The sequence below is a fragment of the Dehalococcoidales bacterium genome, from assembly GCA_028716225.1.
Taxonomy (GTDB): Bacteria; Chloroflexota; Dehalococcoidia; order Dehalococcoidales; family UBA5760; genus UBA5760.
Genome location: JAQUQE010000031.1, coordinates 3,260 through 15,413, shown reverse-complemented (window position 1 = coordinate 15,413; position 12,154 = coordinate 3,260). Strand labels below are relative to the sequence as shown.

General features: G+C 56.5%; 16 protein-coding genes. 8 read left to right on the top strand and 8 right to left on the bottom strand.

Features of this window, described 5'->3' with window-relative positions; all coding sequences use genetic code 11:
• Positions 1–127: 127 nt before the first annotated feature.
• Positions 128–853 carry a hypothetical protein gene (locus PHI12_11260; GenBank protein ID MDD5511367.1) on the bottom strand — a complete coding sequence of 242 codons (726 nt, stop codon included), beginning with the start codon at positions 851–853 and terminating at the stop codon, positions 128–130.
• Positions 854–1,007: 154 nt separating this feature from the next.
• Here PHI12_11260 and PHI12_11255 point away from each other — a divergent pair, with 154 nt between their 5' ends.
• The 6 genes from PHI12_11255 to PHI12_11230 all read left to right on the top strand — a co-directional run bounded on the left by PHI12_11255 (position 1,008) and on the right by PHI12_11230 (position 5,521).
• A complete protein-coding gene (locus PHI12_11255; GenBank protein ID MDD5511366.1) occupies positions 1,008–1,358 on the top strand; it encodes a hypothetical protein in 351 nt (116 codons plus the stop codon).
• 6 nt (positions 1,359–1,364) lie between these two features.
• A complete protein-coding gene (locus PHI12_11250) occupies positions 1,365–1,619 on the top strand; it encodes a hypothetical protein (GenBank protein MDD5511365.1) in 255 nt (84 codons plus the stop codon).
• 3 nt (positions 1,620–1,622) lie between these two features.
• Complete coding sequence (locus tag PHI12_11245; GenBank protein MDD5511364.1) at positions 1,623–3,488, top strand: hypothetical protein; 1,866 nt, start codon at positions 1,623–1,625, stop codon at positions 3,486–3,488.
• An 11-nt stretch (positions 3,489–3,499) separates the two neighbouring features.
• Entirely contained in the window at positions 3,500–4,168 is a 669-nt protein-coding gene (locus PHI12_11240) for a hypothetical protein (protein ID MDD5511363.1), read from the top strand.
• A gap of 74 nt (positions 4,169–4,242) precedes the next feature.
• The gene (locus PHI12_11235; GenBank protein ID MDD5511362.1) at positions 4,243–5,148 is read left to right on the top strand and encodes a transglutaminase-like domain-containing protein; all 906 of its coding nucleotides are present in this window, start codon (positions 4,243–4,245) and stop codon (positions 5,146–5,148) included.
• 166 nt (positions 5,149–5,314) lie between these two features.
• Positions 5,315–5,521 (top strand): hypothetical protein, encoded by a 207-nt coding sequence (locus PHI12_11230; GenBank protein ID MDD5511361.1) that lies wholly within the window; start codon positions 5,315–5,317, stop codon positions 5,519–5,521.
• Here PHI12_11230 and PHI12_11225 read toward each other — a convergent pair.
• The 6 genes from PHI12_11225 to PHI12_11200 all read right to left on the bottom strand — a co-directional run bounded on the left by PHI12_11225 (position 5,518) and on the right by PHI12_11200 (position 11,195).
• Positions 5,518–6,513, bottom strand: a complete 996-nt coding sequence (locus tag PHI12_11225; GenBank protein ID MDD5511360.1) for a glycosyltransferase — start codon at positions 6,511–6,513, stop codon at positions 5,518–5,520. The genes PHI12_11230 and PHI12_11225 overlap by 4 nt on opposite strands.
• Positions 6,510–6,863, bottom strand: a complete 354-nt coding sequence (locus PHI12_11220) for a hypothetical protein (protein MDD5511359.1) — start codon at positions 6,861–6,863, stop codon at positions 6,510–6,512. Before PHI12_11220 ends, PHI12_11225 begins: the two co-directional genes overlap by 4 nt.
• Positions 6,857–7,855: a glycosyltransferase family A protein gene (locus PHI12_11215; protein MDD5511358.1), complete on the bottom strand. Its 999-nt coding sequence runs from the start codon at positions 7,853–7,855 to the stop codon at positions 6,857–6,859. Before PHI12_11215 ends, PHI12_11220 begins: the two co-directional genes overlap by 7 nt.
• A gap of 1 nt (position 7,856) precedes the next feature.
• Positions 7,857–9,854, bottom strand: a complete 1,998-nt coding sequence (locus PHI12_11210; GenBank protein MDD5511357.1) for a methyltransferase domain-containing protein — start codon at positions 9,852–9,854, stop codon at positions 7,857–7,859.
• A gap of 151 nt (positions 9,855–10,005) precedes the next feature.
• The gene (locus PHI12_11205; GenBank protein MDD5511356.1) at positions 10,006–10,335 is read right to left on the bottom strand and encodes a hypothetical protein; all 330 of its coding nucleotides are present in this window, start codon (positions 10,333–10,335) and stop codon (positions 10,006–10,008) included.
• Between the two features lie 14 nt (positions 10,336–10,349).
• Positions 10,350–11,195: a hypothetical protein gene (locus PHI12_11200; protein ID MDD5511355.1), complete on the bottom strand. Its 846-nt coding sequence runs from the start codon at positions 11,193–11,195 to the stop codon at positions 10,350–10,352.
• Positions 11,196–11,210: 15 nt separating this feature from the next.
• Here PHI12_11200 and PHI12_11195 point away from each other — a divergent pair, with 15 nt between their 5' ends.
• Positions 11,211–11,369 (top strand): ribbon-helix-helix protein, CopG family, encoded by a 159-nt coding sequence (locus tag PHI12_11195; protein ID MDD5511354.1) that lies wholly within the window; start codon positions 11,211–11,213, stop codon positions 11,367–11,369.
• Between the two features lie 5 nt (positions 11,370–11,374).
• On the opposite strand, the gene PHI12_11190 is transcribed toward PHI12_11195, so the two are convergent.
• A complete protein-coding gene (locus PHI12_11190; GenBank protein MDD5511353.1) occupies positions 11,375–11,785 on the bottom strand; it encodes a hypothetical protein in 411 nt (136 codons plus the stop codon).
• Positions 11,786–11,886: 101 nt separating this feature from the next.
• Between PHI12_11190 and PHI12_11185 the strand changes: the two genes are divergently transcribed.
• Positions 11,887–12,154: hypothetical protein (locus PHI12_11185; GenBank protein MDD5511352.1), on the top strand; the 268-nt coding region annotated here is incomplete at its 3' end.

Here is a 12,154-nt window from a genome sequence, read left to right as displayed (position 1 = left end):
ACCAGGATGGCGACGACGTGCCTGGTCGTGCTGTCCGGCACGTCGGTGGCGAAGACGTCGGCGACGCTGTTCGTGGCCTGCTTGTGGACGGAGCGGACCCTGTTCCTGATCTCTTCCTTGTCGAACTTCATTCCATCGCCTCCCACAGCTCCATAGCTGCGACGCCCCACTCCTTCTTCAGGGCCTCGTTGTAGTCTATCAGGGTATGCCCGACCCCCACCTCTAGGAAGGCCGCCGGGGCCTCCCCAGTGGCGATCTTGCGTATCATCACCCTCCCCCTGGCGTTCTCCGGGTCGTAGAACTGCACCCAATACAGCTTGAACTGGAGGTTCAGCACCGGCTGCTGGGTGAGGTCGCCGTCGTTGTAGTACTCCGCCGCGACATGGGTCATCGGCGGAACCACGACCTCGAACTGGTCGGTGGGCTCATAGTATGGAGAGTTGAGACTGTCCAGATACCCCATGTCGTCACCGGAGCCTGGTCTGATGGGGTCGGCGTCCGGGAACTTACCGGGTATGTCCTGGCCCTCCGGGATGCGGAGGTACAATCTCACCTTCTCCGGCCTGATGCCTATCCCGCCATGCAGAAACCACGGAAAACCACCGTGGGTCCTGGTGTCCAGGAAGAGAAGGTCGTTCTCGGTGTTCCTCGGGTCCCTGAAGCGCAGGGCGGCCTGGCTCGAGCTGGCCGCGATTTCGACATTGTTCCCACTCGAGTCGATGACCGGGTAGGGACGGAAGAACTTGTTCTGGGCTCTGATGGTCCTCCCGAAGAGGAACCCCTGTCTGAAGGCCAACGCAAAATTGAAGTTGGGCTTCATCAGTCTTTCGTTGATGGGTCCAATACCTGACATGGTATTACCTCGGTTCTTGTCTTGGCTGATAAATCCCCCTTGCTCCTATATCAATTTTAACCGACCCTTGGGTCGGGAAAGAGCCATTCTCGGTTAAATTTATTATATTCTGACGACCTATGATCTCGTAGCATAGTAGTAGTGAGGCATGAAAATGGTAAAGGTAACTTCTCCGAGCAAAACCTTCACCGTGGTCGATGCGTTGTACGCCCTTACACTCAACCTGTCAAAAACCACCGCTTTGAACAGCACTTCTGGCCCCGAAGACCCTATCGTCTTTTCTGGCAAGCTGACATTGAATAACTCCCCTCTAGCGGGAAAGAAGATCCACATCGGATTCAATCCCCCACATGAGGATCACTTCTGGTGGGACGAGGCGGGCGGAACGACGGCCACCACCGACGCGCAGGGCAATTACAGTTTCACCATTTCCTTCCGGGACGGTGTAGGCGGGGAAAGTGCAACTGGAACGTGGCAAGTCGCGACCGAGTGGAGAGGAGATTGAGCGGATATGGCATACAGTCTGTCTCTTTCCCTGTCAAAGACGGTGGCAGTGAAGGACATCGAGGAGATCACCTTCTCCGGTTATCTGAAAGATGGCACCACCCCGCTCGTCGGTAAGAACATAGACATATGGTTCAAGCCTCCGAATAACAACGCCTTTCGCTGGGGAACGAGATTGACAGATTCAAGAGGTAGGTATGAGTTCACTTTGGCGTTCAATGTGAGCGGTGAATGGCGGACCGAGACGGTATGGGAGGAATAAGAGATGAAAATACAATCCGAGTCAAAAACCTTCGAGATCATGCCCGTGACGTCTGAGAAGCCGCTTCAGCAGTATTCGGCAAGGATATATACTTACAACTGGGAGAGCCAGCCCATTCAGCAGACTTACTACATCTATGATACCCAGAGAATTGAGCTATCTCACGGGTTCGAGTCTGGGACAATTGTTCCCGCAGGAACGAGGCTCAAGCTCCAGGTGCGTGAGGTCGGGGCCTTGACCTACACCACCGTGAAAACGGTGCTATTGAGTATGAGCAACAACTACAGGCTTACACACGTCATTGACCCTGCGGACTATCCCGGGTGGGAAGGCATCGTTTATAAGGTGGTCTTCGACCCGACCGACCCAGAACAGCCAAGTGGTGTGAGGGAGTGGTCTTCTCAGGAGATGGTGAACTACATCTACGTCGAGAGCACCGAACCGGGCGATACCCTGATGGAGGTCTACGAGCAGTATATCGACGGCGAGACCCTCAGTCCAAAGGACCAGCAGACCGTGCGGGAGGGAGAGACGCTACGCACCACCTGGCGCCCCAAGAGCGTGGACACGGGAACGGTCATTTACAACATCGCTGTTGCCGTTTACGTGAGAAAGGGGAGCGAGAACTGGCAGTTCATCAAGGAAGTGTTTACCAGCGCGGCGAACATGGGGCGCATCACCTATGATTTCAATGCGGATGAATGGAACGCCAAGGAGGGGGAGACCTGGTATGTGCGCGCCCGATTCGAAGGCAACGATGACTACAATCCCTCTGAATCGGTGGTCAGGATGGACATTCAGGAGCCGATACCGGAGGATGAAGCCCACCCAACGCGCATCGACGTGTCAAACCTCCCTGAGGTCCTCCGCGAGCTTGAGCGGATCGACGTGGCCTGCAAGCTCTTCGATGAGTGGGATAAGAAGTACGTCGATCAGGCTCCGATAAATATCGAGGTATATTGGGTCAAGGACGACCCCGCGGTCTTCGACGAGCTGGGCGAGTTCCTCGTCTGGGAGGGAACCTCCAATACGCAGGCACTCCAGGATTTCAAAGCATGGTTCTATATCTCCCCGGATGATTTCACCGAGCCCCCGCCCGTGTACGGCAACTTCTATATCATCTTCCGCTTCGCGGGGGCCACGGTGGGGTTCGGGGCGGAGACAACCACCCTTGCGCCCTCCGTATCCGACAAGGTGCCCTTCGAGATCGAAGGAAGATACGAGCCCTTCCAGCTGGTCGAGGACCGCTACTACCCAGGCCACGAGGAGTACTACGGTGACGCCGAGAAGGTCACCCTGCAATGGCGGAGCTACTTCGGCGTGATAGGCGACTACCCATCCATGCGCAGGCTGATGGAGGACGAGTACCGGGATCAAGATTGGGAGCTGCTGCGCATCAAGGCGGAGAAGCGCTCCCTCCTGAACTCCTTCGGACACTCGGTGGTCGAGCAGTACAAGGTCGAGGCCTATGTCTACGCCGCGGGATCACCACCGATCGCCGTGGTTGTGGCAGGCGTCATCGCGGTGCTCGTCGCCGCTGGAATCATCTCCTGGCTCATCCTCAGCAAGATCGATCACATCATCTGGGGGGAAAGGCCACCGGAGATGGAACAATACTGCAAGGACCTGGTGAAGGTCTGCGGGCCAGAGAACGTCGGCGAGATCTTCAAGTACACCTGCCCTGACGGTACGGTCATCGACGCCTGCGAGTGCGCGCTGACGCCTGAGGGCGAATACAAGTGGATCGAGATCGGTCAATGCCCCCAGAAAGCGCAGTGGCAGGGTGTCGTCCTCCTCCTCGGGGGTGCCGCGATAGCGGCCGGTGCCGGTATCTATATCCTGAGCGAGCTCATGAAGAACTCCGAGTAGGGGGTGAGGGCATGGATCTCGGGCGGTGTAGAGATGAGGTCGAGCGATTCTATATCGAGTGGGCGATGGACGAGGAGGGTCTCACATGGAAGGAGGCGAAGGAGGAGATGCCCTACGACCTCGACAGGGTTCTGGAGGACTACATCGGGACCTTTGAATCGTGCCGTCAGAACAAGGATTGCATGAGAGGGGCGATCATGGCGAGGGCCCTCCTCCCGGAAATCTACTCGGTGGTGGAGGGCGGCATCTTCGTTCTGAAACCACCGCGTCATCCCGATTGGAACGGTATCCATGCGATGATCGTCACCGAGAACATGAGCAAGAGTGTGGTCGTACTGGCCGGAACACTCATCGAGCGCATCTCGAGCAGGGCGATAGCGAGGATCATACTGCACGAGGCGCTCCACAAAGACATCCAAGAAAGACCTCACCTGTACGGTATCACGGGTGCGAAACAGTTCGGCATCTATCACTTCTTTCACATCATCGAGTCCGTGATAGGGAAAATACTCGAGACCGCTGGGCTCGAGTCGCCAGAGATTATGAACGAGATTAGAACCGCCCGGTCTGAGATTTGGAAGCAGGTTTTGCATAGAGATGTTGAAATGTTCTACGTCGCTGACCCCTACCTCCGCCCTCTAGCCTGCTCTCAAGGCATCGAGTACCGCCCTCGATTCTGAAGTTTCAATTGTTTCAATTGCCGATCTCGCTCTCAAGGAATATATTAATACTTTTTCGAGATGATATACAATGCATGGTGGAAATAAGTACCTGCGGTAAGAGAGGTGAAGGATATGGCAGTCTTCCAGATGCATATTACAATGAGTATTATCGACCAAACGATGTGGCCAATGCCGCCCAATATATCAGGGATAATTCTTTCGGTGGACATACCTTCGGCAAAATAGTCACATGGGTGAAGGATAATATCGAATTTAAATATGATTCTGACGTGTGGGGAATTAATGATTATTGGCAAGACCCATTGCTGACAATGCAAATCCGTTCTGGGGATTGCGAAGATTCCGCTTTCCTGGTCTCATCCATGTTATTGGCTCTCGGCTATGAAACATATTGTGTCTCTGGAGTACTCGTCAAAGCAGATGGTACTCCCCTGTTCGGACATGCATGGACTGAAGTAAAAGCTGAAAATGGCATATGGTATTGGCTAGATGCGACATCTGGTGGAGGTATATGGACGCTATACGAACAATCTGACGAGACGATGGCCCACTATATCCCCGTTGTCATTCCTATACCAAACATAACAGATTGCATCCGTAATGGGCGAAATTGGGTCGGCGAACCGCAAGTGGAGCCGAATAGGCTTCCTACATTCATACAAAATGTGCGGGTCATCGACTGGGGAGGAAAGAAAAGAATCGATGGAAACCTTAGATACCAGGGATACCAGGCGCTTATCGGCCTTCCTGGAGTGCCAATCGAATTATATGATACTATTGATACTGGAGAGACAATGTTAATAGCCACAGTGACTACAATGGACACCCCCTTTACTGGAAAATTTCAATATGATTATTCTCCTCTCGTAGGCGGAACGCATAGGATAAACATCATATTTAGAGGTACAGGAGAGCCGACACCGATGGAAATGGCCGTTACCGTTCCCAGTTATGATGAGGTCTCAGAATTTATCTGACCCTTCCGTGTCTGCAGAGTAAACTACAGAGACGGAAGGTGGGAACTCTGTGCGAGAAATGGATATTCAAATACTTAAAGACGTTGAAGGCGCCCTTTCGAGGGGATATTTAAAGGGTTGAAAATGTGGGGCTTCCGGGTCTTCGGTATTTAAGGGCATCGAAAAGGTGCTTTCACTTCCAGCACTCGGCGACGAAGAAGCTCCACCCGCCGCCCTCGATCTTCCTGATGGTGAAGCGCCCCGGAGCGAAGGCGGTGCCGAGGTGCGCCTCGAGCAGCTCCAAGTCGTAGAAGCGCACGTGATAGGGGGCAGTAAACGGCCTCTGCTCTGGGCCCCATCGATACTAAAGGGTTTTTACATTGAGTTTTCCTAAACTTCGTCGTAAATGTTGAGGTACTCCATAGCCATGCGCCTGCTGCTGAACCTGCCATCGACGGTCACCATCCTGCACACCCTGGGGTCGATGGTGTCCGCCCAACCTTCCTTGACGACGCGCTTCATCTCTTCGTATGAATGACAGATGAAACCAGTCCTCCCCTCCTCGACGATCTCTGGGCAGGCACCGTTGTCCGAGGAGATCACCGGGGTGCCGGAAGCCAGCGCTTCTAATTGAACTGCGCCTAGGGCCTCCACCCAATCCGACTCTCCGAAGCCCCCGGTAGGGAAGATGAGGGCCTTCGCACCGCTCATCAGCTCAGCCCTGCGTTCGTTACTCACCTGCCCCTCGTGGATGATGTTGGGCGAGCTATCGCCGATGATGACACCATCGGCATCACCCGCTTTCCCGGCGAATATCATCTTGACCCCGATCTCCTTGGCGATCCGATAGGCGACCAGCGCACCTTTATATGTGGCAATGGCCGAGAAGAAGAGATAGTAATCGTCTTTTTCCTCCCGGTATCTGAACCGCTTCGCGTCTATGCCGTGATGCACCATGCGCACATCCTCATTCCGCCCGTACTCCTTCATGCGGGCGTTCAACCAGCGCCTCTGCGTCTCGGAGATGGCGCAGATATTCACGAAATCGGCGGCGGCGGGGTGCTGGTACCAATGCATCGTGTGGACGACTCTGGGATGGACCTTGTGGGCCTTGTGGCCGTGGGAATGGTCATGGACGACGTCACAGTCCCCTATCAGACCTTTGTAATGCTTGAAGTGCTCGGCATAGATGTCCTCGATCTCGCCATCCTCGAAGGTGGTGATAAGACGCCCAGGGGAAACGCTACCCGGTCTCCCTACCAGCACGACCTCGTGTCCCATGCGGTCAAGCTCGTTGGCCAGGTCCCAGACCACGCTCTCCACCCCTCCCCAGAACCCTACCGGCGGGGTGGGGGTGATCTCGGTGGATACGAGACATATCTTCACGGACACACCCCCCGGCAGACAGGGTTGTGCGGTGGGTCGTTGTTCCTCGACTTATTAGGGCGATCGTGCCTCTGGTACTCCTGGAGCAGGTACTTCTCCAGGGTCTCTCGGTTCGCCGTGATCGTACCTATCACCGCATTCCCGATGCTCTTCCACCTCCCACCATACCTCGATTTCAGCCTCTCGTAGGTCCGTTCTAGAAACTCCTCACGGTGCTTGCTCTCATTCGTCCAGGAGTAGAGCATGAACAGTTCCCCGTCCAGGAAAATACCTCCCACGCTATTTCCGCAGTCGTTGCCCATTCTCACCACTATCTCTTCCATCTCACCGTACTCCTCAAGACCTACCATCTCATCGCCTCCCCCCTGATCGCCTTCTCCATCCTCCGCCTCCGCATCTCGCCCAGGTCGAATCCGATCTCCTCGTTGAAGCGGAGATCGGGGTTGTCCTTGAACCTCTCTATCAGCGCCCACGACCCGGGGAACTGCGTGTCGAACACGTCCCTGGTTATGAGCTGAATGTAGTCCTCCGGGGTGTCAAGACCACATTTGCCGGGACCGATCAGGCCCTTCACATCCCGGTCCTGCCACCTCCCCTCCTGCCAGCCCAAGTCCTCGTAATCGATCTTCTTGTACTTCCCAGGCACGTGGTCCAGGTGGGGAAGGTCGTGCTTCAGGTGCTGCACCGTCGCGTTGGGATCCTTCCTGAAGGCGAACCTCACCCCCGCCCTCTCAAGGGCGAGTCCCATCAGAACGTCCTCCTCGCGGGTACAATCGGCGATCTCCCAGAACCCATTGACCTCGACAATCTTCTCCAGCGGTGCGGACGCGTTGCACGTGTACAACCAGCCTCCTGGGCAGTTGTCCATCTCGTACCTGCCCATGTCCCCGTCGTCCCCCCACCGCTCGTATGTCTCCCGCTCCTTATCCGTAAGCTCCACCCCCCTGTAGCGATAGATCTCCTCCACCGCCTTGGCCGGGGCTATCAGGCACATCCCGGTATCCTTCCAGAAGTTATAGTGCGTCTCGAGGAACCTCGGGGGCACCCAGGTGAAGTCGTCTATGAACACCACCAGCTCCCCGTCCGCCAAGATCAGGCCGGTGTTCCTGGCGTTCCCGATGGGGGCGTTGGTCCTCCATGATGCGGGCTTCGACCGGGTGTACCTGAGCCTCAGCCCGACGTCCCGGCAGAAGTCCTTGACCTCCCCCTCCCTCCCGTGGTAGTCATCCACCAGCACGATCTCGTAATCGCCCTTGTTCATCGTCTGATTGGCGAGGGAGGGAAGCTCAAACTCGAGCAGCCCGAACTTCCTGATGGTCGGTATCACCACGCTGACTCTCACTTCAATCACTCCTCTCGTAGATGAGCACGCAGTTCCAGTTGGCCAGTACCTCGGCGGGTACCCTCTCACGGAAGGCGCGCACCAGGTCCTCCCTCAGCCTCCAGCTCTCGGAGCCCAACCTCTCCCGCCACCAGTCGCAACTCTTGACCGTGACGTGCCCGGCAATCGAGGTTCCGACCCTGTCCTTCCGGGGAAGCTCGCCTTTGGAAATGATCATCTCTTCTCCGTCGGTCGTCCCTCCTATGTTGAAGAAGATATACCTATCGGCGACCCTGCGAAGCTCCGAGACGACCTGGTCGAGGTCTTCCATGTAGATGTGCTCCATCAGATCGGACGCGAACACGAGGTCGAAGGAACGATCCTGGAACTCAAGGTCCCGCACGTCGCCGAGCCGGATGAGCGACACCGCCCCTGGGTACGGGTTGGATACGGCCCACTCGCTGAAGTCCACGCCGATACATTCCATGCCCTCGTCCCTGCCGTAAACGCAGAATGTCCCCCTCCCACACCCGGCATCCAGTACGGTGGAAGGGTCCATCAGCTCCTTGATGGCCTTCATGATCGGGGCGCAGCCGAGCCATTCCCCGACGGGGTTGTAGTACGACCACCTCTTCACTTCCCCCCCCTCCGTGAATACCTTGCCCCCGTCAGAGCCGACGAAGTAGCTCTCGTCGTACCAGGATGCGTCGTAGGCCTCGCCGACCACCTTGCCGAAGACCTCCATGTGCCTCTCTGCGATGCGCTTCCAGGAGGTGTTCTCCGCCAGCAGACGGCAGTTGTCCCCCAGCTTCCTGGCGATCTCCTCGTCCTCGAGGATGAGCTCCACGGCGGCCACGAACTCCTCCTCGTCCCCGGGCGGGAACTTGATGCAATGCTGCCCGTTCACCAGCTCCTCGAGGCGGTTGTCGTCCACGCATACGATGGGCTTCCCCGACGCGAGCACCCGGTGCATCGCCCCCGACGCCGAGGCGATGAAGTCCGGGGTGCGGTAGTTGAACACCAGGATGTCGGCGGCGGAGACCCAGAGGTCGGTCTCCTCCTCCGTCAGCCACCGCCCGAGCAGCACCGCCTTCTCCCCAGTGAACTTCTGGAGCCTCTTGATCTCCTTCTTGGTGTGCTCTTCGATTATCCCGTGCACCCCGCCCGAGACGTAGAGCCTGAACTTGGGGAGGAACACCTGGCTGGCGAACCTCAGGACCTCGTCGAAGCCCTTGCTCTCCGCCGCAAAGCCGTAGCAGAAGGCGACTCTCTCCTCCGGGTCGATGCCCAACCTCCTCCTGGCCTCCCTCTTGTCGATGGGGTCCCACATGAGTGTCCCGTGGGGTATCAAGTAGATCGGCTTCTTCACGAAGCGTGATAGCCAAAGCTTCTGGAGCACGGTATGGACTATGTGGGCGTCATAGTGGTCATCGATCTCGTACACGTACTCCTGTTGGTGTTGGTGGGGGTTCTTCAGAACGGTGTGCCAGGTTGCCAACTTGTAGTTGTCAAGATACTTCTTCGAGTGCAGCATCTCCGGGTCGGGGAATATCCCGAACTCGACCTGCGCATGGATCAGGGCGTTCTCCGGGACCCCCGAGTCGATGTCCCTGTACGTGCGGGTCGGGTAGTGCTCGTCCAGCGCCTCCGATAACCAACCGGTGTAGGTCGCTATCCCGCATCTCTCCTCGGGGAGAGTAGCCAGCTCGGCTATGCACGTCGGGAGTACCCGCTTCCGATCGAGGAACGACCGTTGGGCGCGCTTGACCTTCTCTCGGAATGTGACGAGGGAGCTGTCCTCGTGCTTGAGTACTGCCATCTCCGTTGACAGGCTCCTCCCGCCCCGGTCGAGTAGCTCCACCTCCCCCTTGAAGCAGCGACACTCGAGCACCACCGTCCTCTCGCCGGTGTCATCGGGATCCCCGTACCTCAGGGTGGCATGGAAGTCGATCTTCCCGTCATGCTTGTGCACGATGCTCAGCGGCGGAAAGCCATCGGTAGGTTTCGGTTCTTCGTCCATCAAGCCCGCCTCCTGAATAGTAGGATAAAGTAGTACATCTAAGGTCGATACTGCAATTAACCGCATATAAAGATTCAGATGAAGCCTTAGAACTTCAGTCGCGGGAGTCGTCAGAGGTGCAAAAAAATAGAAAGGAGGAGGGTTTTGAGCTTCAGCGTCCTATGACGACACCGTACACGGTCACGTCCGAGACGTCACGTCCGGTCGTGACCTCCCATCCGGTGGCACAAACCACGGGGCAGGCGTAGTACTGGTAGTAGAGCGGGAACACGATCTTGTTGCCGGTGATGGCAACGTTCGCCTTCCTCGCGTCATAGCCCTGACTGGCGTCAAGACTCACTACCTCTTCCACACGCCCGAGCTTGGTGATGGTTATCTGGACCTCGTCTGTCTGGCTGTAAGAGGAAGGCGCTGCTGAAGAGAACTTCACCATCAGCCTTCCATCGTCAAGTCTTCCGATTACGGTCTCCGAGTCGGCCATTTAAACCATCACTCCTACGTGGTTAGTATCACGTCTTGTACAGTACCATCCAGGTCTGCCGGGTCGAGTAGCCTGAGCTGTGCCTCCTTGATGAAGGAGACTCCGATCAGCTGTGGGTAGTCCACGATCTGGGTGACCGTGTTCGCATAGGCGCTCGAGAAGAATATCTGTGCCTTCAGCGTGTCCCCGTGGACAAGCATTAGGGGCTTCTCAAGCTCCTTGAGCGCCACGCCTCTCGGGTGCTCGAAGGACCAGCCCGTGTAGAGAGCGGGTCTCTCGGCGGCGTTGTACTCGAACTTCACGGCCTCGAGCTTGGGAGCCTCGTGCAGCGATCCAATCCCCAACACCAGGTGCACGGCGTTCTTGCCGATCTTCACGGCGTTGCCAGCCGATCCACCTAGCAGGGTCGTGCCTGAGTGGATCCAGTTGTCCGCTTCACCTGGGGTGAAGTACGGCGTCCCACCGGTGATACCGATGATGTCGGTCCAGTCGTCTCCGAGACCGAGGTATCCCGCCCTGATGGGTATGGGTCCCCCGATCTTCCCCGGTTCGGGCATCTCACCGTCGATGTTCTGCCCGTTCATCTGCTCCTTTGCCACGCAGGCCGCAGCAACGATCTCGCCCAGGTGGTCCTCGAAGAGATCTCTGACCTCCCTCTGGGGGTAGGAATACTTCAGTATCCTGTTGATGGTCAAAGCCACCTTCTCGTTCTCCGCTGGGACAAGTTCCCTGGCACCTACGCCTTTCTGCTTGGCCCATCTAAGGGCCTCGCTCATGATTCCGCTGACGTCTTTTTGGACTATCATGGGTCTCGAGATTTTGATGCCGGGGGTAAGTATAAAAGCTTTATACCACTTCATACTACTTTGTTTCATATGACCCGGCTAAAGGTGAGTCATACAATTGACGAGGAGGTGTTGGAAAAAATAGAGGAAGAGGCCCGCCGACTTGACATCAGCCGTAGCCGGGTAATAGAGATGACTCTACGTAAGGCTCTCGAGGACCGGGAGCGCAGTATCTCTATCGTCAGATAGCGGGCTTACTGGATGGCTATGACCGTCTCTTTCTCCCGTGGAGAAACAGCTGGAGTACTACGTACTGTCGCGGTGGGAACCGCCCTGACCGAAGTCGCTGGCACTGGGTTCATGATGAGGTCGTTCAGGCCGTTGGCAAACATCCCGCTGCCACCGAAGGCGATCAACGAGCTGCCATATCTCTGGTTTGCGTTCTTCATGGTCATATACCCGATTATCCCACCGAGAGCCACGCCGGTCCCGGCAATCATCGTCAGGTAACGCCCCGAGACCCTCGGGTCAGGGCTGAACCAGGTGTATCCTCGTCTCTGCGACTCGGATTTCACCCACTCACCACCCATGACGCCACCTACTCCGGCAGCCATCTGTCCGATCATTTCGACGGGCAATTTTCTCATGTTAACCATGGTACTCAAAACGATTTATGACCCTGCAGTTATATGAATTTTGCCCGACCTTGTAGGCTCGCTAAAGACATAAATAATCAGTTCGTACTTAATTTCCACAGGTTGGTTAAATGGTTCAATTCGCAGGATCTCAGGCCTCGACGACGTTCGAGGTCACAGCCGTAAAGAAACCCACCAGCATCGTTTGGGATACGGACCCGGCCTTTCCAGTCGCTGGCAAGCGGTTCGAGCTGGCCGCCCAGGTACGGACGGACGACGGAGCGTCGGTCCTCGATGGGGCACAGATCTCCGCTAACATATTGGATCAAACCGGCAGGCCGCTCTGGTCCGGTCTGATTACTTCCAGAGCGGACATGTTCTCGAGTTCGAGGAGCGTTG